Source organism: Plantactinospora veratri, from assembly GCF_036421995.1.
Lineage (GTDB): Bacteria > Actinomycetota > Actinomycetes > Mycobacteriales > Micromonosporaceae > Plantactinospora > Plantactinospora veratri.
This window is the reverse complement of record NZ_JAZGQL010000009.1, coordinates 178,631-198,982: the sequence shown is the minus strand read 5'-3', so window position 1 is coordinate 198,982 and position 20,352 is coordinate 178,631. Positions and strand designations below refer to the sequence as shown.

Annotated in this window: 15 protein-coding genes; 11 read left to right on the top strand and 4 right to left on the bottom strand. The window is 72.4% G+C overall.

All coding sequences use genetic code 11. From position 1 onward, the window contains the following. Window positions 1-16: 16 nt before the first annotated feature. Window positions 17-1,678 carry an extracellular solute-binding protein gene (locus tag V1634_RS15770; RefSeq protein WP_331208562.1) on the top strand — a complete coding sequence of 554 codons (1,662 nt, stop codon included), beginning with the start codon at window positions 17-19 and terminating at the stop codon, window positions 1,676-1,678. A gap of 17 nt (window positions 1,679-1,695) precedes the next feature. Here V1634_RS15770 and V1634_RS15765 read toward each other — a convergent pair whose 3' ends face one another. Continuing rightward, window positions 1,696-2,937, bottom strand: coding sequence for an MFS transporter (locus V1634_RS15765; protein WP_331208561.1), 1,242 nt, complete (start codon window positions 2,935-2,937; stop codon window positions 1,696-1,698). Between the two features lie 125 nt (window positions 2,938-3,062). On the opposite strand from V1634_RS15765, the gene V1634_RS15760 reads away from it, so the two are divergent. Further along, window positions 3,063-3,806 (top strand): ArsR/SmtB family transcription factor, encoded by a 744-nt coding sequence (locus V1634_RS15760; protein WP_331208560.1) that lies wholly within the window; start codon window positions 3,063-3,065, stop codon window positions 3,804-3,806. A 99-nt stretch (window positions 3,807-3,905) separates the two neighbouring features. On the opposite strand, the gene V1634_RS15755 is transcribed toward V1634_RS15760, so the two are convergent. The 3 genes from V1634_RS15755 to V1634_RS15745 form a co-directional block, all read right to left on the bottom strand. After that, window positions 3,906-4,688 carry an ABC transporter permease gene (locus V1634_RS15755; RefSeq protein ID WP_331208559.1) on the bottom strand — a complete coding sequence of 261 codons (783 nt, stop codon included), beginning with the start codon at window positions 4,686-4,688 and terminating at the stop codon, window positions 3,906-3,908. 97 nt (window positions 4,689-4,785) lie between these two features. Beyond that, window positions 4,786-6,417, bottom strand: coding sequence for an ABC transporter permease subunit (locus V1634_RS15750; RefSeq protein ID WP_331208558.1), 1,632 nt, complete (start codon window positions 6,415-6,417; stop codon window positions 4,786-4,788). Window position 6,418: 1 nt separating this feature from the next. After that, complete coding sequence (locus V1634_RS15745) at window positions 6,419-7,369, bottom strand: ABC transporter ATP-binding protein (protein WP_331208557.1); 951 nt, start codon at window positions 7,367-7,369, stop codon at window positions 6,419-6,421. Window positions 7,370-7,535: 166 nt separating this feature from the next. Between V1634_RS15745 and V1634_RS15740 the strand changes: the two genes are divergently transcribed. The 9 genes from V1634_RS15740 to V1634_RS15700 all read left to right on the top strand — a co-directional run bounded on the left by V1634_RS15740 (window position 7,536) and on the right by V1634_RS15700 (window position 20,314). Beyond that, window positions 7,536-8,870, top strand: coding sequence for a sensor histidine kinase (locus tag V1634_RS15740; protein WP_331208556.1), 1,335 nt, complete (start codon window positions 7,536-7,538; stop codon window positions 8,868-8,870). Further along, window positions 8,867-9,634 carry a response regulator transcription factor gene (locus V1634_RS15735; RefSeq protein ID WP_331208555.1) on the top strand — a complete coding sequence of 256 codons (768 nt, stop codon included), beginning with the start codon at window positions 8,867-8,869 and terminating at the stop codon, window positions 9,632-9,634. Before V1634_RS15740 ends, V1634_RS15735 begins: the two co-directional genes overlap by 4 nt. Window positions 9,635-9,857: 223 nt before the next feature. Continuing rightward, window positions 9,858-11,273, top strand: a complete 1,416-nt coding sequence (locus V1634_RS15730) for an aminopeptidase P family protein (RefSeq protein WP_331208554.1) — start codon at window positions 9,858-9,860, stop codon at window positions 11,271-11,273. A gap of 265 nt (window positions 11,274-11,538) precedes the next feature. Further along, window positions 11,539-14,700, top strand: coding sequence for a glycosyl hydrolase 115 family protein (locus tag V1634_RS15725; protein WP_331208553.1), 3,162 nt, complete (start codon window positions 11,539-11,541; stop codon window positions 14,698-14,700). A 234-nt stretch (window positions 14,701-14,934) separates the two neighbouring features. Beyond that, window positions 14,935-16,149 carry an ABC transporter substrate-binding protein gene (locus V1634_RS15720; protein ID WP_331208552.1) on the top strand — a complete coding sequence of 405 codons (1,215 nt, stop codon included), beginning with the start codon at window positions 14,935-14,937 and terminating at the stop codon, window positions 16,147-16,149. Next, a complete protein-coding gene (locus V1634_RS15715) occupies window positions 16,146-17,345 on the top strand; it encodes an ABC transporter ATP-binding protein (protein WP_331208551.1) in 1,200 nt (399 codons plus the stop codon). The genes V1634_RS15720 and V1634_RS15715 overlap by 4 nt, the downstream gene beginning before the upstream one ends. Beyond that, a complete protein-coding gene (locus V1634_RS15710; RefSeq protein ID WP_331208550.1) occupies window positions 17,342-18,286 on the top strand; it encodes an ABC transporter permease in 945 nt (314 codons plus the stop codon). Before V1634_RS15715 ends, V1634_RS15710 begins: the two co-directional genes overlap by 4 nt. Next, on the top strand, window positions 18,286-19,146 hold the full coding sequence (locus V1634_RS15705) for an ABC transporter permease (protein ID WP_331208549.1): 861 nt from the start codon (window positions 18,286-18,288) through the stop codon (window positions 19,144-19,146). Before V1634_RS15710 ends, V1634_RS15705 begins: the two co-directional genes overlap by 1 nt. A gap of 136 nt (window positions 19,147-19,282) precedes the next feature. Beyond that, on the top strand, window positions 19,283-20,314 hold the full coding sequence (locus V1634_RS15700) for a DUF4331 family protein (protein ID WP_331208548.1): 1,032 nt from the start codon (window positions 19,283-19,285) through the stop codon (window positions 20,312-20,314). Window positions 20,315-20,352: the final 38 nt, after the last annotated feature.

The following is a 20,352-nucleotide window of genomic DNA, read 5'->3' as shown; positions in this document are numbered from 1 at the left end:
ACGCCAAGGAGCAACGATGACCAGTCAACCGGCGATTGGACGCCGACAATTTCTCACCGGCGCGCTCGGTACCGCCGCCATGGTCGCCACCCCCGGCCTGCTCGCCGGCTGCGGCGAGGGCGGCACCGCCACCGGCGGCGACCGGAACAGGGCCAGCGGCTCGGCCAGACTGCCGAACTACCTTCCGTACACCGGGGTCACCCCGGACCTGAAGGGCAACCGGCAGGGTCTGCTGGACGCCTTCCTGAAGTATCCGGAGCCGCCGGTGAAGGCGACCGACGGTCCGCCCGGCGACGGCGGCGAGTTCTCCGCCTTCGTCCTGACCAACTCGCCGGTGCCGCCGGCGGTCGGACAGAACCCGTTCTGGCAGGAGATGAACCGCCGGCTCGGCGTGGACCTGCGGTTGACCATCGTGCCGAACCCGGACATGCCGACCAAGTTCGCCACCCTGGTCGCCGGGGACGACCTGCCGGACGTCATCGTGCCGGCGCTGTTCACCCCGAACGGGCTCCCCGCCGGTACCGCCAACCTGCCGGCCTGGCTCGCCGCCAAGTGCCAGGACCTCAGCCCGTACCTCTCCGGCGAAGCGGTGCAGGAGTACCCGTTCCTGGCCAACCTGCCCACCGAGGCGTGGCGGGACTGCCGTTACAACGGCGGCATCTACGGCCTGCCGGTACCCCGAGGCATCGGCGGCACCCTGCTGATGCGCCGGGACGACCTGTTCAAGCAGCTCGGCGCCGACCTCCAGCCGGGCAGCTTCGCCGAGTTCCGGGACGTCTGCCGCAAGGTCACCGACGCCCGGGCGAACCGCTGGGCGCTGGCCCAGGCACCGCTCGACTTCGTCCGGCAGATGCTCGGCAACCCGTGGCGGTGGAAGCTGGAGGGCGGCGGGCTGGTCAGCGCGTACGAGAGCGAGGAGTTCACCCAGGCGCTCGCCGACACCGCCCGGCTGGTCAAGGACGGCGTGGTGCATCCGGACAGCTTCACCAACAACGCGCCGACGAAGAAGTGGTTCAACGCGGGCAGCGCGCTGATGATCACGGACCGGTACACCGCCTGGCCGCAGTTCTACGCGGAGAACATCGCCGGGCCGGATTTCGACATCGGCGGGATGCGGCCGCCCCTGCACGGCGGCGGCGGGTTCGCGGCCACCTGGCAGGCTCCGGCGACCAACAACTTCACCGCGTTCAAGAAGGCCGACGAGGGGCGGATCCGGGCGCTGCTGAAGGTCTGCAACTGGCTGGCCGCGCCGTTCGGCACCGAGGAGTGGCTGCTGCGCCGGTACGGCGTCGCCGGGGTGCACTACCGGATGACCGGCGGCGGGCCGGAGCTGACCCAGGCCGGGGTGACCCAGACGGTACTCGGGATCCGCTACATCGTGGACGCCCCCGACGTGATCTTCGTACCCGGTGAGGCGGCGGCCACCCGGAAGTCGTACGAGTACCAGAAGTCGATCATCCCGACCGCGGTCAAGGACCCGACCCTCGGGCTCTTCTCCGACGCCTGGTCCCGGCGGTCCGGGCAGCTCGGCACGATCGTCAACGACGCCCAGATGGACATCCTCAGCGGGCGCAAGCCCGTCTCGGCCTGGGGCGAGGTCGTCAAGCAGTGGCGCAGCACCGGCGGCGACAAGGTGCGGGGCGAGTTCGAGGAGGCGATCGCCAACAGCAGCGACTAGGGTCGGCGAAGCGGTGGTCAGGGGTTGACCGGGCGGTCGCGCAGAGCCCGTCGGACGAGCACCGGAAGCAGCGCCGCGGCGATCAGGAAGATCGCGGCGACGAGGAGCCAGCCGACGGTGCCGTACGTGCCGACGGCGAGGGTGAACAGGGCGGGTCCGAAGATCTGCACCGTCGCCGTGGCCGCCTCGGCCAACCCCTGGTACGCGCCGAGTGCCCGCTCCCGGGCCAGCCCCAGCGACAGGGTCCAGCTCGACGCGACGTACCCGAGTTCACCGGCGAGGTGCGCCACCGCCGCGACCACCACGACGGCGACCGCCACCGGTCCGGCCCCGCCGGCCGTGGTGGCCAGCAGCAGGCAGCTCGCCGCCAGCGCGACGCCCGAGCAGACGGCCGTCCGGGTGGCCGAGGCCGGTGTGCGGGCGAGCCGGGTCGCCGGCACCTGTCCGACGGCGATGCCGACGGAGCTGATCACCACCACGATGCCGCTGAGCGCGAGCGGCAGTCGGGTCGACTCCGCGATCCAGATCGGCAGCCCGGTGGAGAGCATCGCCCAGCAGAGCGAGAAGAGCGCGACGGCGGTGCTGACGCCGACGTACGGCAGGTCGCCGACGGCGGCCCGGACGTTCGCCCGGACCGGACGGGTCGGGCCGCCGGCCCGTCGGCCGGGGACGGTGGCGGCGACGATCCCGAAGACCGCGAAGGTGACCGCGTTGACGGCGATGGCGGCCGTGTAGCCGACGGGTCGGTCCACCGCGAGTACGGCGGCGCCGAGACCGGCACCGGCGGCGTACCCGACGTGCTGGGCGACCCGTTGCCGGGCCAGTTCCCGCACCCGTGCCCGGTTGTCGCGCACCAGCGCCGCCACCAGGGCGGTACGGACCGCGCTGCCGCCGTTGGCGAGCGCCACGAAGGCGACGGTGACGACGAGGAAGCTCCAGACCCCGTCCACCAGGAGGTAGCCGGCCATGCCGACGGTCCGGACCGCCGCGATCGCCACCAGTACCCGGCGCGGGTCGTGCCGGTCGGCGAGGGCGCCGAGCGGTACGGCCGCCGCGAGGCCGAAGGCGGCGGCGACCGCCATGCCGACGCCGACGGTCCCGGTGGGGATCCCGACGATCCGGGTGAGATAGAGCGCCCAGATGGTGAACCACATGCCGTCGCCGAGCGCCGCGACGCCCCGGCCCCAGAGCAGCCTGCGCAGCCCGCTGGCGGTCACCTCGTCCGTCCCTGGGCCGCTCGCGACCACGGTAGCCGACACGTTAACCACCCTTCAGCCAATCCTGAAAGGTGAAGGTAGCCAGGGTCGAGCTGGCCCGCAACCGGAGTTCAGGAGATCATGAATGGTGTTAGACTGCCGCTACGGAGCGGAGGAGGGGACGCGGCATGACCGGCTGGGTGGATCCCGACGACCCGACGCTGGCCGCCGCCACCTCGCTGGCCCGCGAACTCGCCGACCCGGTCCGGCTGACCGCCCTGCAACTGCTGGCCGTCGAGGGTCCACACACGATGACCCAGCTCGCCGACGCGCTGCGGGTCAGCCCGCCACGGCTCGGCAACCACCTGGCCCGGCTGCGCGCCCGGGGACTGGTCGCCGTGCAGCAGCGCGGCCGGCACGTGGTCTACCGGCTGGCCAGCCCGGACACCGCCGAGGTGCTCACCGCGCTGGCCCGGCACGGCCGCGGGGACATCCCCGGCCCGCGACCCGCCCGGCCGCCGTCGCCGGCCGAGACCGCCCGCACCTGCTACGACCACTGCGCCGGCCGGCTGGGCGTCGCGGTCTTCGCCGCCCTGGTCCGGCGGGGCGCCCTGCTGCCGCCGGACGGGCAGCACGACGAGTTGCGGCTCGGCCCGGACCCGAGCGCCTTTCGTGACCTCGGCGTCGACCTCGACGCCGTACGGCCAGGGCGTCGCAAACTCGCCACCGCCTGCCTCGACCGGAACCACCGGCTGCCGCACCTCGGCGGGGTACTCGGCGCCGAGGTGCTCGACGCGCTCGTCGCCGACGGACTGGTACGCCGCCAGGACGGCGAGCGCGTCCTGACACTCACCGGCAGGGGTGCCCGGAGACTCCCCGCCCTGCTACCCGACTTCCCCGCTCCACCTGCCGACAGCCAGCCCGGGCGCTGACCCACCGACGCGGGCGGCGGCAGCGGACGGCTCGCCGGAGGGTCCGGACACCCCCGTGCGGTGCCCGGACCCCTCCCCCGCCCCGGTGCGGAGCCCGGCTCAGGCGTCCCGGTACCGGAACAGCAGCGCACCGGCGAGCAGGGCGGCACCGGCCCAGACCGCCAGTACGCCAAGCCCGGCCCACGGCCCGATCGGCTGCCGCTCCAGCGCGGTGGTGGCCTGCACGGCCAGCCCGGACGTCATCGGCGCCGCCTTCTCCAGCCGGTGCTGCCACTTCGGGTCGCCGATCAACTGCACCAGCACCGGAGCGCTGAACAGCAGGACGAGTACGGCCACGATCGCCCCGGCAGTGTCCCGCAGCGCCGTGCCGACGCCGACCGCGAGCAGGGCGACCAGGCCGAGGTAGAGCACGGTACCGGTCACGGCGCGCAGCGTCGGCTCGTCGAGCAGCGAGGGCGGCGGATAGCCGTTGGCCGCGCTGAACCCGTTGCCCGGCAGGATCAACCGGCCGACCAGCAGCGAGCCGAGCACCCCCGGCACGGCGGCGGCCAGCACCAGGGCGGTGACCACGCCCGCCTTGGCCGCCAGCACCGCGCCGCGGCGTGGGTTCGCGGCCAGCGTCGTGGCGATCAGGCCGCTGGCGTACTCGTTCGTCACCGCCAGCACGGCGAGCACCACCACCGCGAGCTGAGCCACCCGGACCCCCCACAGGCTGACCCGGGTGGTGTCCTCGAAGCACTCGGCCGGCGACGGGCACCGGGCGGTGTCGACCGCCGACACCGAGAGCGCGCTGAACAGCACTGTGGCGACCACCAGCGCCAGCAGCAGCCAGGCGGTGCTCGGCAGGGTACGCAGCTTCGTCCACTCCGCCCGGGCCGTCACGTCCGCTCCCGGCGACGTACGTCGTGTCCGGTCGCGCATCCCGGCGCTGTCCTGTCCTGCCCGGTCACCCGCCGGCCCGCCGCCCCGTGCCGCCCGGTCATGCGTCCCGCCTCCGGACGAGCCAGCATGCGGCGGCCACCGCCACCGCGACGTATCCGGCGAGCACGGCCAGGCCCAGCCAGGGGCTGTCCGGCAGGCAGCCGGTTTCCGGCAGGCAGACCGTGGAGACGTGCGCGTACCGGGGGTTCGTCTGCTGGATCGAGAAGCCGGCGGAGGGCAGCAGCCGCATCATCCACCGCGCGGCGGTCAGCGGCAGCGCACCGGCGACCATCTGCGGCAGCACCATCAGCAGGACGACCAGGGTGATCGCTCCGGCGCTGCGCCGCAGGATCGCGCCGAGCGCCAGGCTGAAGGCCGCGACCAGGGCCAGCACCAGCGCGGTGCCGACCACCGCCCGGGCCACCGGCCAGTCCGTCAGCGACCGGTCCGGGAAGAGCGGCGGCACGAACCCGCTGTCCCGCTGGCTGGGCTGGGTGACCAGGAACGCGGTGACACAGGTGACGAGGCCGACCAGGAACGTCACCCCGGCCACCACCACGGCTTTCGCCAGCACCACCCGGCTCCGCCGAGGGCTCGCCGCGAACGTCGTCCGGATCATGCCCCGGCGGTACTCGGCGGTGATGAACAGCGCGCCGAGGGCGACGATCGGCATGAGCCCGATCAGCGCCCCGCTCAGGCTCATCCGGGTCAGGTCCTCGTCGACGGCGCGCGGCGCGACGTCACCGGTGCCGGTCACCGTACTGGCCCCGGCGGCGTCCGGCACACCGCTGACCAGGGCGGCCGGCGGGATCGCCGGGCCGTCGAGCCCGGCGGGTGTGTCGGGTCCTTCGGGTCCTTCGGGCGCTTCGGGCGCGACCCGACCGCCGCCGGGCACGCCGGGCTTGCGCTGCTCGGCCATCCCGATCGCCTCGTCGGTCCAGTTCGCCGGCTGCTGCCCGGTGGCCGACCGGACGCCGACGTTGTCGAACCGGGCCGTGCTCCAGGTCGGGGTGGAACTCACCGACGTGCCGTTGAACTGCCGCTCGACCCGGTCCGCGTGCGGTGAGGCGACGAAGATCCCCACCTCGGCCGTGGCCGGCAGTCCGGCCAGTTCGACGCTGCCGACCTCGCGCCAGGCGGTGCCGTCCGTCGACTCGTACCCGGTGACGGTGCCGCCCGCGCGGGTCAGCCGGAGCCACGGCTCACCACCGGTGATACCGCCGGCGGAGTCCACCACGAAGTTGGTCTGCCAGCGGACCCCGTGCCCGGGGGTGTAGAGCATCGCCGCGTACCGGGCGCCGGGGGTGGTGCCGTCCTTGACCATGACGCCGGCCTTGGCCCACGGATGGCGCGGACCCTCGACCGCGGTCAGCCCGCGTACCCGGGCGGTGATCGTGCCGTCACCGGTCAGCGGCTGGTGCACGAACCGGAACGTGTCCATCACCTGCCCGCCGTCCGGCCCGATCGGCGGCGAAGCCGCCGGGCTCGCCTGGAAGGAACTGCTCGACGCGCTCAGCAGCGAGACGAGGATCGTCAGGCCGACCGCCGCCAGCATGATCAGCCCCCACCGGGGTACCGACCGCAGCTTGGTCCACTCGGCCCGGACCAGCCGGCCGAAGCCGACGCCGGGAGCGCCGAGGCGGCTGCCGGAGGTGCCCGGGTCGGTTCCGGGCGGTGCCGTCACGGTCATCTCACGCCTCCCGACCGGTGGCGGCGAACTCGGCCGGACCGGTCGCGGCGGTGAACTCCGCCGCGTTGCCGGTGAGTTCGAGGTACGCCTCCTCCAGCGAGGCCCGGTGCGCGACCACCTCGGAGAAGGCCAGTGCGCGGGCGGTGAGCAGCGCGACGACCCGCTCCGCGGACAGCCCGGAGACGGTGACGGTCTCGGCGTCGATCGCCGCCACCGTGGCCCCGGCGTTGGCGAGCACCTCCATCGCCTCGGCGCGCCGACTGGTACGCAGCGCCACCCGGTCGCCGGAGGCGGCGGCGAGCAGGGCCGCCACGCTGGTGTCGGCGATCAGCCGTCCCCGCCCGATCACCAGCAGGTGGTCGGCGCTGCCCTCCAGCTCGCCCATCAGGTGGCTGGAGACGAGTACGGCCCGCCCCTGGGCGGCCAGCGACCGGAGCAGGCCACGGATCCACCGGATGCCCTCCGGGTCGAGCCCGTTGACCGGCTCGTCGAAGAGCAGCACCGGCGGGTCGCCGAGCAGCGCCGCGGCGATGCCCAGCCGCTGCCGCATGCCGAGGGAGAATCCGCCGGCCCGGCGCCGGGCCGCACCGCCCAGCCCGACCTGCTCGATCACCTCGTCGACCCGCCGGGTCGGCAGGCCGTTCGAGTGCGCCATCCAGAGCAGGTGGTCCCGCGCCCGCCGGCCGGGGTGTACCGCGCCCGCGTCCAGCAACGCGCCGACCTCGCGCAGCGGCGTACGCAGCGAGTGGTAGGGACGTCCGCCGACCAGCGCGGTACCCCCGTCCGGGGCGTCCAGCCCCAGGATCATCCGCATCGTGGTGGACTTGCCGGCACCGTTGGGCCCGACGAAACCGGTGACCCGTCCGGCTGGGACGGTGAACGACAGATCGTGCACGGCGACCGTGGAGCCGTACCGCTTGCGCAGGCCCCGGGCCTCGATGGTTGCTTCCATGCCGCGAGGCTACGGAGACGGCGGCCCGGCGGTCGTCACGCCGCGGAGCAGTCTTCGCCGCCCCCGGCACGGGTGACGGACCGGCTCGGGGTAGCTCCTGCGGGGGAGGCGGCAACGGCCGACCGGGTGGACGCCCGACCCGCCCGGCTCCGGGGACAATGACCTGGTGGGCCAGCCGAGCGTCATGATCGAACGGGCGGTCGCCGCCGGCCGGCGGCTGACCGGGGCGCCCGAGTGGCCGACCGCCGCCGGTCTGCTGCTCGGGCTGCTGGCGATGGTCGAGGTGGCCCTGCGACCGGCCGCTTCCGGGCCGACCGTGTCGATGGCACTGCTGCTCGGCCTCTGCGGAACCGTGCCGCTGGCGCTGGCGCGGACCCATCTGGTGACCGGGGCGGTGACCACGACGGTGGCCACCTCGCTGACCCTGGCCGGCGTCGGGCGGCCGACCGGCGCCGCGCTGGTCGCCCAGCTCGCGGTCCTGTACCTGGTCGGCCGGGGACGGTCCCGGTGGATCGCCGTGCCGATGGCGCTGCCGTTCGCCGGCTATCCGCTGCTCGGCCCGCTCTGGTCGTTCAGCCGCCAGGCCGACGGCGCGCCCGGCGGGGGCCGGCTCTTCGCCGTGCTGCTGGCCGCCGCCGCCGCGATCGCGCTCGGCGCCGGGATCGCCCGCCGGGTGCGCGGCGAGGCGGCCGCGCGGGCCGCCTCCCGCCGCGTCATCGAGGACACCCTGCTCGAACACGTCGCCCGGGGCGAGCGGGCCCGGATCGCCCGGGAGCTGCACGACGTGGTCGCGCACCACATCTCGATGATCGCGGTACAGGCGGAGACCGCCCGGCTGACCACGCCCGGCCTCCCGGCCGAGGGCGCCCGTCGACTGGTCGCGATCGCGGAGACCGCCCGCACGGCGCTGACCGAGATGCGCCGGCTGCTCGGAGTGCTCCGGTCGGATGTGGACGGGGCACCGACGCGCCGTCCACAGCCGGGGCTGCACCAGCTCAACGACCTGCTGGACGAGGCCCGCGCGTCGACCGGGGCCGCCGCCCGGTTGATCGTGCACGGCCGGGTGGTCCCGCTGGACCCGGGGATCGAGCTGACCGCGTACCGGATCACCCAGGAGGCGCTGACCAACGCCCGTCGGCACGCGCCCGGTGCCGCCGTCGACGTCGTCCTGCACTACACCGACGACGCGCTGCGGCTCAGCATCCGGGACAACGGTCCGGGGCCGGCCGGCGGCGGTCCGAACGGGCACGGCCTGGTCGGGATGCGCGAGCGGGCGGCGATGGTCGGCGGCACGCTGACCGTCGGACCGGCCCCGGTCAGCGGATTTCTGGTATGCGCCACCCTGCCCTTTCCGGACCCGCACGCGGAAGTTCCCGCCGCCTCCCGCCCGGTACCGAGATCGCCCACCACCGCGGCACCGAACCCGGGTCCGCGACCGGACCCGGACGCGGACCCGCGGCCGCCCACCGCTGCCGCGCCGGCGCCGAGGAGCCCGGCATGACCGGCCCCCGGGTGGCTCCGGAGGGGGCCGGGCGGATCCGGGTGCTCGTCGTGGACGACCAGGAGGTGGTCCGGGCCGGCTTCGGCGCGCTCCTCGGCACACAGCCGGACTTCGCCGTGGTGGGCAGCGCGGCGGACGGTGCCGAGGCGGTCCGGATCTGCCGGCAGAGCCGCCCCGACGTGGTGCTGATGGACGTCCGGATGCCGGTGCTGGACGGCATCGAGGCGACCCGGCTGATCGCGGACAGCGCCGAGTCCGCCCGAGCGACGGGGGTAACCGGGGTTACCGGCCCGGCCGGCGGCGCCGCCGAGCCGGCCGGCCGACCGCCCCGGATCATCATGCTCACCACCTTCGACCTCGACGAGTACGTCTACGACGCGCTCTGCGCCGGTGCCAGCGGCTTCCTGCTCAAGGAGGTGACCGCCGAACGGCTCTTCGACGCCGTACGGGTGGTCGCGGCCGGTGACGCGCTGCTCGCACCGGCCGTGACCCGGCGACTCATCGGCGAGTTCGCCCGGCTGCGCCCCCGGCCACCACAGCGGGCCACCCTGCTCGACGCGCTGACCCCACGGGAGACCGCCGTGCTCCGGCTGGTCGCCGAGGGACTCTCCAACACCGAGATCGCCGAGCGGCTGGTGATCAGCGAGGAGACGGTGAAGACGCACGTCAGCCGGGTACTCGGCAAGCTGCGGCTGCGGGACCGTACCCAGGCGGTGGTCACCGCGTACGAGTCGGGGCTGGTGGTGCCGAGGGGTACCCGCTGAGTGGCCGGCACCGGTCCGGCACGGCGGCGGTGCGCCGGACCGCCGCCGCCCGGGCGCTGCCACCACTCCGGCGGGGGCCTGTCTTCGGACATCTGCCGGAACCCCCGGCGCTGGCGGCGGTACGCCCGTAGGACTTTTCGACCCGCCCTTGCGGTCCGGCCGGACGCCCGCAAAAGTGAGATCCGGTACGCGAAGTGCCGCCTCCATCGGTGAAAGGCCACGGATGTCGGAGCCTGCCCCCGCCACCAGTAGTCACGACCTGCCGGTGCCTCCGGCGCTCGCGGAGTTCATGCTCGGTGGTTGGGCGCCGAGCCAGGCGCCGGTCCGGGCGGATCCGGGGGTGGCCGCCTGGGCGGCGAAGCGGCGGGCCCGACTGACCGGGATGTTCCCCGGCGAACACCTGGTGGTCCCGGCGGGCGGGCCACCGGTACGCAGCAACGACCAGTACTTCCGGTTCCGGCCCGGTTCGGACTACACCTGGTTGACCGGTGACGGTGACCGGGGCGGGGTGCTGGTGCTGGATCCGACGGGTGAGGCGACGCTCTACACCGACGAGCCGCCCCGGCCCGGCACGGCCGCGTACTGGACGGACCGGAACGCCGGCATCGTCTGGAACGGGCCCCGGGCCGACCTGGCCACCCTGGGCGAGGCGTTGGAGATCCGCTGCCGCCCGATCGGCGAACTGGCCGAGGCTCTCGGTGCGGCCGGCCGGCTCCGGCTGCGGCGTAGGGTCGATCCGGCCGTGGACGCCCTGGTGCCGGTGACGGATCCGGTCGCCGACGCCGACCTGGTGGTGGCCCTGGCGGACCTGCGGCTGGTCAAGGACGAGTGGGAGGTCGGGCAGCTCCAGCACGCCGTCGACGTGACCGTGCGCGGCTTCGAGGACGTGGTACGCGCCCTGCCGGAGGCGCTGGCCGGCGGTGGTGAACGGTGGCTGGAGGGCACCTTCGCCCGGCGGGCCCGCACCGACGGCGAGGAGGTCGGCTACCAGCCGATCGTCGCGGCCGGTTCGCACGCGGCGGTGCTGCACTGGAACCGCAACACCGGCCCGGTGCGCCCCGGCCAGTTGCTGCTGCTGGACGCCGGGGTGGAGGTCGGCACCCGGTACACCGCCGACGTCACCCGGGTGCTTCCGGTCGACGGCCGGTTCACCCCGTTGCAGCGGGACGTCTACGAGCTGGTCCGCCAGGCGAACGACGCGGCGATCGGGCAGTTGCGGCCGGGGGCGATGTTCCGGGACTACCACTGGGCGGCGATGGCGGTCTTCGCCGCCGGTCTGGTCGACCTCGGTCTGCTGCGTTGCTCGGTGGAGGAGGCGCTGGACCCGCAACGGCAGCTCTACCGCCGCTGGACGCTCTGCGGCTCGGGGCACATGCTCGGGCTGGACGTGCACGACTGCTCTCCGGCCACCGCCGCCCGGTACGTCGAGGGCGAGTTGCAGGCCGGCATGGTGCTGACCGTCGAGCCGGGCCTGTACTTCCAGCCGAACGACGAGCTGGTGCCGGCGGAGCTGCGCGGGCTGGGAATGCGGATCGAGGAGGATCTGCTGGTCACCTCCGACGGCAGCCAGAACCTCTCTGCCGCGCTGCCGCGTACCGCCGACGACGTGGAGAGCTGGATGTCCCGGCTGGTCGGCTGAGCGGAATCACCGGCGAATTGCACTGTGGACCGAACGCCGCTGAAACAAGTCGCTGCCATTCACGGAATTTTTCGACGCGCCCGCCCGGGGAATCAACCCATTGTCTAGCGGCGGCTTCGCTCCGTACCCGAATTCGCCGCCGCCCCGGATCGCGGGCACTTGACCCTGCATCGATACCTGTTTAGATTTCCTTTCCGGAACTCTTCCGAAAATTTCGCAACCACTCTCCCGGTCATGCCCACCTCCTTACGCTCCGGAGCGCGGAATGAGCAGGTCCATCACCCCCGCCGGTCCGCCGGCAGCCGTCCCCCGCCGATTCGTCGGCCCGAAGGCCTGCCGGATGCTGTTGTCGCTGACCCTCGCCGTCACGGCCGCACCGGCACTCGTCTCCTCCTCCGCCGCCGCCTCCCCCGGCGGGCGCGGCGTCGACGTCGGGCACGATCCCGCCGGCTTCATCTCCACCCGCTGGAAGCCGAGCAGCCTGCCGCTGGTCGAGCGCGGTCGGGCCGCGACGCTGGTGGTCAGCGCCAGCGACCATCCGGGCGTGGTCCGGGCAACCGGTGACCTGCGCGCCGACGTCGAACGGGTCACCGGGGTGCGCCCGGCGGTCGTCACCGACCAGGTGCCGCGACAGGGCGAGGTCGTGCTCGTCGGCACCATCGGGAAGAGTCCGCTGATCGACCGGCTGATCGCCACCGGCAAGCTCGACGTACGCGGCATCACCGGCAGGTGGGAGACCTCGCTCCAGCAGATCGTCGCCAACCCGCTGCCCGGGGTACGCCGGGCCTTCGTGATCGCCGGCAGTGACCAGCGCGGCACGATCTTCGGGACGTACGAGGTGTCGAAGCAGATCGGCGTCTCCCCCTGGTACTGGTGGGACGACGTGCCGGCCCGGCACAGCGACGAGTTGTACGTGTTGCCCGGCCGGCACAGCCAGGGCACCCCGGCGGTGAAGTACCGGGGCTTCTTCATCAACGACGAGAACCCGGCGCTCGGGACCTGGGCACCGAACTTCTTCGGCCCCGGCCTGGCCCCCGGCTACCCGGGCGGCTTCAACCGGCACTTCTACGCCAAGGTCTTCGAGACGATGCTCCGGCTGAAGGCGAACTACCTCTGGCCGGCGGTCTGGGGCCGCGCCTTCGCCGAGGACGACCCGGCCAACCACGCCACCGCCAAGGAGTACGGCGTGGTGATGGGTACCTCGCACGAGGCGCCGATGATGCGCGGCATCGAGGAGTGGAACCGGCACGACGACGGCGGCACCGACCCGTACGGCGGGACCGGCGAGTGGAGCTTCCGGCGCAACTCGGCGGCGCTGAAGGAGTACTGGCGGGACGGGATCGAGCGGATGGAGGAGCAGGACTTCGAGGGTGTGGTCACCCTCGGCATGCGCGGCAACGGCGACGTGAGCCTGCCCGACGGCGACGGCATCGAGTTGATGGAGAGCATCATCGCCGCCCAGCGGCAGATCCTCGCCGAGGAAAGCGACCGCGCACTGCCGGACATCCCGCAGGTCTTCACCCTCTACAAGGAGGTCCAGCGCTACTGGGACCGGGGCATGCGCCCGCCGGACGACGTCACCGTGGTCTTCTGCGACGACAACTGGGGCAACATGCGGAAGCTGCCGGACCAGAGCCTGCCGGCCCGTCCCGGCGGCTACGGCATGTACTACCACTTCGACTACGTCGGCGGCGGCCGCAACTACAAGTGGGTCGACACGATCAACCTGGCCAGCACCTGGGAGCAGCTCAACCTGACCTACCGCTACGGGGTGGACCGGCTCTGGGTGGTCAACGTCGGCGACATGAAGAACGAGGAACTCCCGCTGCAACTCTTCCTCGACTACGCCTGGGATCCGGACAGCATCCCGATCGAGAAGCTCGACGACTGGCAGCGGGAGTACGCGGCGCAGAACTTCCCCGACCGGTACGCCGGGGAGATCGGCGAGATCCTGCACGAGTACGGCCAGCTCCAGGCACGGCGCAAGCCGGAGCTGCTGAACCGCCGGATCACAGTGGACCCGGCGAAGGATCCGGCCACCGACTCCTCGGCGGTGGTCTACACCGACGACAACCCGTACAGCCTGACCGCCTACCAGGAGATGCGCCGGGTGGTGCGGGAGTGGGCGGAGCTGGCGCAGCGGGCCGAGCGGGTCCGGGCGCGGCTGCCGGAGGGCTACGACGACGCCTACTACCAGCTCGTCCACTACCAGGTGGCGGCGACGGCGAACCTCTACGCGCTGCGCGAGGCGCAGTTCACCAACCTGCTCTACGCCGCGCAGGGCCGGGCCGCCACCAACGCGATGGCCGACCTCGCGCAGCGTCACTTCGACACCGACCAGGCGATGTCCGACTACTACAACAACACGCTGGCCGGCGGGAAGTGGCGGGGCTTCCAGACCCAACCCAAGATCGGGTACGGCGACGTCGCGCGCTACGGCCCGAACGCGCCGTGGCAGCAGCCGGAACTCAACAACCAGGCGCTGCCGGACGCGTTCTATCCGCACCTGCGCCGGATCGAGCTGCCGGCCGTCGCCGAGTTGGGTGTGGCGATCGACGGCTCGGAGAAGTACTGGCCGGCCGAGCCCGGCCCGGCGGTACTGCCGACGTTCAGCCCGTACCAGAGCCAGCCGGGGCAGTACCTGGAGATCTTCAACCGGGGCTCGGTGCCGTTCGACTACACGGTCCGGGCGGGCGCGCCCTGGCTGAAGCTCAGCCGTACCGGCGGTCGGGTCACCGACCAGGTCCGGGTCGAGGTCCGGGTCGACTGGCGGCACGCCCCGCGCGGCGCCACGACGGTGCCGATCACGGTCACCGGCCCGGACGGCGCCAGCGTGCTGGTGCAGGCCAGGGTGGAGAACCCGCAGGGTCTGCGCCCCCGGGGCCACGTCGAGGCGAACGGCTACGTCTCGATCCCGGCCGAACACCACACCCGGGCGGTCAACACCGACGGGGTGTACTGGAAGCGGATCCCGGACCTCGGCCGGACCGGTGACGGGCTGACGCCGTTCCCGGTCACCGCGCCGAGCCGGACACCCGGGGGGAACAGCCCGCGCCTGGAGTACGAGCTGACGCTGACCTCCCCCGGCCCGGTGAAGGTCTCGGCCTACCTGTCGCCGCGCAACAACGTGTTGCCGACCGAGGGGCTGCGCTACGCCGTCTCGATCGACGGCGCCGCTCCGCAGGTCGTCAACGTCACCGCCGCCACCGGGGCGAACGACACCTCGATGAACCGGCAGTGGGAGCGGAACACCTCGCAGAACGTCAACGTCACGACGACCACGCACAGCGTCGACGGGCCGGGCGTACACACCCTGAAGTTCTGGATGGTCGACCCGACCGTGGTGGTGCAGCAGCTCGTGGTGCAGACCGCCGAGTTGCCGTACAGCTATCTCGGTCCGCCGGAGAGCCGGCGGATCGGCCACTGAGGACCCGCGCTCGTCGCGCGGCGCCGTGTCTCATCGGCGGTCCGCCCCGGCCCGGACGGGTCGGGGCGGACCGCCGGCACATTGAACCTTTTCAACCCCGACCGCACGGCACCCGCACCCCGACCTTCCCCTGCGGCCACGATGGGCCGGCGGGGAGGGTTGAAAAGTTTCACAGCGGCGCCAGAAACGACGCGCGACAGCATAGGATCGCCGAACCGAGAGAGAGGAATGCCCATGCGTCGAAGCCAACGCCGGCTGTTCGCCGCCACGGCCCTGACCGCGCTGAGCCTGGTCGCCGCCGGCTGCGGTGCGCCGGAGACCGCCGCGCCCGGACCGACCGGCGGCGCGGTGCCGGACAAGCCCGGCTCGCCGGTCGTACTGAACATCCTCGACGTCGCCGGCAACCTGCAACTCACCCAGTCGATGATCGACGACTTCGTCGCGAAGAATTCGGACACGGTGTCGAGGGTGACGTACTCGAAGTCGCCGTCGCCGGAGCTGGTCGGCAAGGTCAAGGCCCAGCAGGCGGCGAACCGGGTCGAGATCGACCTGGTGCTGACCGGGGTGGACGGGCTCGCCGCCGGCATCGACCAGGAACTCTGGACCCCACTGCTGCCGGCCCACGCCGACCGGCTGCCGGGGATGGCGAACTACCTGCCGGGCGCGGCCGCGATGCAGAAGCTGGCCGGCGACCACGGGGTGACCGTCACCTACTACCCGTCCGGGCCGCTGATCGAGTACCTGCCGTCGAAGGTGCCGAACCCGCCGACGACGGCGCAGGGGCTGCTCGAGTACGCCAAGGCCAACCCCAACGCGGTGCAGTACGCCCGCCCGTCCAACTCCGGCCCCGGCCGCACCTTCCTGATGGGCCTGCCGTACCTGCTCGGCGACTCGAACCCGAAGGACCCGGTCAACGGCTGGGCGAAGACCTGGGCCTACCTCGCCGAGCTGAACAAGTACGTCCGGCTCTACCCGTCCGGCACCGGCGAGACGATGAAGAACCTGGCCAACGGGTCGGCAAAGATCATCGTTTCGACCACCGGCTGGGACATCAACCCCCGGGTGCTGGGCACCGTGCCCGAAGAGGCGAAGATCGGCACGCTGGAGGGCTTCCACTGGGTCACCGACGCGCACTACGCGGTCGTGCCGAAGGGTGTCTCGACGGACAAGCAGGCCGCGATCCTGGCCCTGCTGAACCACATGCTGACGCCGGAACAGCAGGCGAAGGCGTACGACCAGGGGTACTTCTACCCCGGTCCGGCGATCAAGGACGTGCCGCTGTCGATGGCGCCGCAGGCCAGCCGGGATGCGATCGAGAAGTACGGCCGCCCGGAGTACGAGCAGCTCATCGCGAACAATCCGCTGGAGGTACCCCTCGACGCCAAGGCGCTGGTCGAGGCGTTCAGCCGCTGGGACCGGGAGATCGGCGGCGCCAAGGTGAGCAAGTGAGTGCGAGGAGTTTCACGGAACTGCGGTTGGAGGGCGTGAGCCGGAGCTTCGCCGGGCGCGACGCGCTGACCGACCTGCACCTGACGGTCCGGCGGGGCGAGTTCATCGCCCTGCTCGGACCGTCCGGCTGCGGCAAGTCCACCGCGCTGAACTGTCTCGCCGGCCTGCTCCCGCTGACCCGGGGCAGCATCTGGTCCGACGAGACCCGGCTCGACACGATGCCGGCCGAGAAGCGCGGCTTCGGCATGGTCTTCCAGAACTACGCCCTCTTCCCGCACATGTCGGTACGCCGCAACGTCGCGTTCGGCCTCCAGATGCGCCGGCTGCCCCGGGCCGAGGTCCGGCGACGCACCGAGGAGGCGATCCGGCTGGTCCGGCTGGAGGAGCACGCGAACAAGCTGCCCGGGCAGCTCTCCGGCGGCCAGCAGCAGCGGGTCGCCATCGCCCGGGCGGTGGTGCTGGAACCGACCCTGGTGCTGATGGACGAGCCGCTGTCCAACCTGGACGCGAAGTTGCGGCTGGAGATGCGTACCGAGATCCGCCGGCTACACCAGTCACTCGGGCTCACCACGGTCTACGTCACGCACGACCAGGAGGAGGCGCTCTCCCTGGCCGACCGGCTGGTGGTGCTGCGCGAGGGGCGGGTGCAGCAGATCGGTACCCCGGAGGAGCTGCACACCCGGCCGGCGAACTGGCACGTCGCCGACTTCATGGGCTACCGCAACCTGCTGCGGCTGCGGGTCGAGTCCGGTGGCGACGCCGAGGTGGTGGTGACCGGTCAGGGCATCCGGCTGGTCGGCACCGCGGTCGGGCCGGTCACCGCCGGAGCCGAGGTGATCGCCGGAGTCCGTCCCGAGGACCTGCGGATCACCGGGCCGGAGTCGGGCGTGCCGGCCACCGTGGAGGTGGTCGAGTACCAGGGCCGGGAGGTGGCGGTCGAGGCGCGTACCGCCGAGGGGGTGCAGTTCAACCTGCGTACCGACCAGCGTCCGGCGCTCGGCGACCGGATCGGGATCGCGGTGGATCCCGTGCGGCTGCTGGTCTTCCCGCTGACCGAGCCGGCCGGGCAGCCCGGCACCGACTCGGCACCGGACGGGGCGGCCGGACCAGCGGTGGACGGAGCCGCCGAGGCGGCGGCACCGGACGATCCGGCCGACGCGCCGGTGGACGAACCGGCCACCGGAGGCTCCCGGTGAGCGCCACCGCCACCCCACCCCGGACCGGCGAGCGACCGGCCGAGCCGCGTGCGCCGGCCGGGACCCGGGTGGCGTTGCGGCACCGGCTGGCCGAGCGCGGCATCGACCGGCAACTCCTGCTGCTCGTCCCGGCCGCGCTCTTCGTCCTGGTGCTCTTCATCTATCCGTTCGCCTACGGCGTCGGCCTGTCGTTCCAGCCGACCCAGGGCGGGCCGTTCGCCGCGTACCAGGAATTCTTCTCGGACCCGTACCAGCGGGACACCATCTGGACGACGCTGAAACTGTCGCTGCCGGCGGCACTGCTCAACGTCGCCGCCTCGGTGCCGATCGCCTACCGGATGCGGGGACGGTTCCGGGGGAAGCGGCTGCTCACCACCGTACTGGTGGTGCCGATCACCCTCGGCACGGTGCTCACCGCGCAGGGGCTGCTCAACTTCCTCGGCCCCACCGGCTGGTTCAACCGGATCCTGCTGAACGTCGGGCTCGCCGACGAGCCGGTCCGGCTGACCAACAACTACTGGGGGGTGTTCTTCTCGATCGTCATCACCGGCTTCCCGTTCGCCTTCCTGCTGGTGCTGTCGTACCTGTCCGGCATCGACCCGACGCTGGAGCGGGCCGCCGCGACCCTCGGCGCCGGCTGGTGGCAGCGGTTCCGCCGGATCACCCTGCCGCTGCTGGCGCCCGGCCTGGCCACCACGTTCTGCCTCACCTTCGTACTGGCGTTCAGCGTCTTCCCGTCGGCGATCCTGGTCGGTGACCCGGCCGGTACGACGAGGGTGATCTCGATCGCCGCGTACGAGGCGGCGTACGTCCAGTACGACTATCCGCTGGCGGCCACCATCGCGGTGCTGATGGGGCTGGTCGAACTGCTGGTGATCGCCGCTGTGCTCGGCTGGCGGGCGCTGCTCTACACCGGGTCGACGGCGGGAGGGAAGGGCTGATGAGTTCCGTGACGGCCCCGGCGCCCCGCCGCCGACGCCTGGTCGCCCGGCCGGCGGCCTGGCTCATCTGGGGCGTGGTGGCGTTCTTCTTCGTCAACCTGGCCGGTGTGATCGGCTCGGTGCTGGTCAGCTCCTTCGGCGACCGCTGGTACGACACCTGGCTGCCGCAGGGCTACACCACCCGCTGGTACGGGCAGGCGTGGCAGGAGTTCGGCCTCTTCCAGGTGCTGCTGGTGACCCTGGAGGTGTCGCTGCTGGTGGTCGGCATCTCGGTGCTGGTCGGGGTGCCCGCGGCGTACGTGCTGGCCCGCCGTTCCTTCCCGGGCCGGCGGCTGCTCTACCTGCTCTTCCTGCTGCCGATCCTGATGCCGCCGATCACCTACGGCATCCCGTTGGCCACGGTGCTCTACAAGTACGGCTTCGCCGGGCATCTCTCCGGGGTGGTACTGGCCAACCTGGTGCCGTCGGTGCCGTTCGTCATCCTCACGATGACGCCGTTCATCGAGCAGATCGACCCGGCGGTGGAGCGGGCGGCCCGGATGTGCGGGGCCGGCACCCGGCAGATCTTCGTGCGGATCCTCGCCCCGCTGCTCACCCCGGGAATCCTGGCCGCCTCCATCCTGGTGCTGGTGCGCACGGTCGGGATGTTCGAGTTGACCTTCCTCACCGCCGGGCCGGACTCGCAGACCCTGGTGGTGGCGCTGTACTACTCGATGTCGGCGGCGGGCATCCGGGCCCAACAGTCCATCGACGCGATGGCGGTCATGTACACCACGATGATGCTGGTGCTGCTGGTGATCGCACTGCGGTACGTCAATCCGACCCAGCTGGTCGCCCGGGTCCGGGAGGACATCGACTGATGTCGGGTCGCGGCCCAGGGCCGGCAGCTCCGTCCCCGGGCCGCGGCACCGCCGGCCATTTTCGCGATAACCCAGAAAGCGGGGCGAATCACCTAGTAGACAGGAGTCCTAGCTGCCTCGCCCGCCAGGAGTATCCGTGTCGCACCATCTCGACTCCCCGCTCGCCCTCCAGGACACCCGGCTCGATCTGACCGACCAGTTCGTCTTCCCGGGCGAGAACGGCACGGTACTGATCATGAACCTGAACAGCTCGGCGGCCGGCAAGGACGCCAAGCAGGGTTTCCACCCCGAGGCCCGGTACGAGTTCAAAATCCACCTCGACGGTGCGACGGTGGAGAACCTCACCTACCGGATCAGCTTCGACGAGGCCGACCAGGATGCCGAACAGGCGGTCCGGCTGCACGTGCTCACCGGTGCCGACGCGCCGGACGACTCGGCGACCGGCGAGTTGGTGGCGCAGGGGCGTACCCACACCATGATCTCCGGTCCGGCCGGGCTGCGGCTCTGGGCGGGCCGGGCGATGGATCCGTTCTACATCGACCTGACGCTGCTCGCCGCCGTCGACTCGGCGGTGAAGGACGGCGCCCGGCTGAACCTGACCGGCTGGCGCTCGGACGCCGCCAAGAACAGCTTCGCCGACACCACGATCCACTCCATCGTGCTGGAGATTCCCGACGACGATCCGCGGATCGGCATCGGACGCGACATCTGCACCTGGATCACCAGCAAGCTCGCCACCGACGCGGGCGGCTGGCGCCAGGTCAACCGCTTCGGCCACCCGATGGTCTGGCCGATCCTGCGCCAGCCGGTCGACACCGAGTGGGCCAGCAGCGCCAACCTGGGCCATCCGGAGACCGACGCCCGAGCCGACGGAGACCGGATCGCCCAACTCGTCGCCGGGGTGGTCGCCGCGAACGGCACCTCGCTCGACCCGTCCGGGTACGGCGAGCAGGTGGCCCGGCGGCTGCTGCCGGACCTGCTGCCGTACCGGACCGGGACTGCGGCGAACTACGGCTTCAACGGTTTCAACGGCCGCACCCTGGCCTGCAACGCGCCGGAGACGATGTTCTCGCTGATCCTGAACCGGGCGACCACCGCCGGACTGACCGCGCAGCAGAACGCGGGCGCCCGCAGCGACCACTTCCCGTACGTCGTCGCGGCGCGCTGACCACCGACCGCCACACCCCCGACGACCGTCACCGGCCG

Excerpts from the sequence above, each read along its gene's own strand:
- V1634_RS15705 (WP_331208549.1), top strand. The coding sequence starts at position 18,286 with ATGAGTTCCGTGACGGCCCCGGCGCCCCGCCGCCGACGCCTGGTCGCC.
- V1634_RS15745 (WP_331208557.1), bottom strand. The coding sequence starts at position 7,369 with ATGGAAGCAACCATCGAGGCCCGGGGCCTGCGCAAGCGGTACGGCTCC.
- V1634_RS15725 (WP_331208553.1), top strand. The coding sequence starts at position 11,539 with ATGAGCAGGTCCATCACCCCCGCCGGTCCGCCGGCAGCCGTCCCCCGC.
- V1634_RS15735 (WP_331208555.1), top strand. The coding sequence starts at position 8,867 with ATGACCGGCCCCCGGGTGGCTCCGGAGGGGGCCGGGCGGATCCGGGTG.
- V1634_RS15730 (WP_331208554.1), top strand. The coding sequence starts at position 9,858 with ATGTCGGAGCCTGCCCCCGCCACCAGTAGTCACGACCTGCCGGTGCCT.
- V1634_RS15750 (WP_331208558.1), bottom strand. The coding sequence starts at position 6,417 with ATGACCGTGACGGCACCGCCCGGAACCGACCCGGGCACCTCCGGCAGC.
- V1634_RS15720 (WP_331208552.1), top strand. The coding sequence starts at position 14,935 with ATGCGTCGAAGCCAACGCCGGCTGTTCGCCGCCACGGCCCTGACCGCG.
- V1634_RS15770 (WP_331208562.1), top strand. The coding sequence starts at position 17 with ATGACCAGTCAACCGGCGATTGGACGCCGACAATTTCTCACCGGCGCG.
- V1634_RS15760 (WP_331208560.1), top strand. The coding sequence starts at position 3,063 with ATGACCGGCTGGGTGGATCCCGACGACCCGACGCTGGCCGCCGCCACC.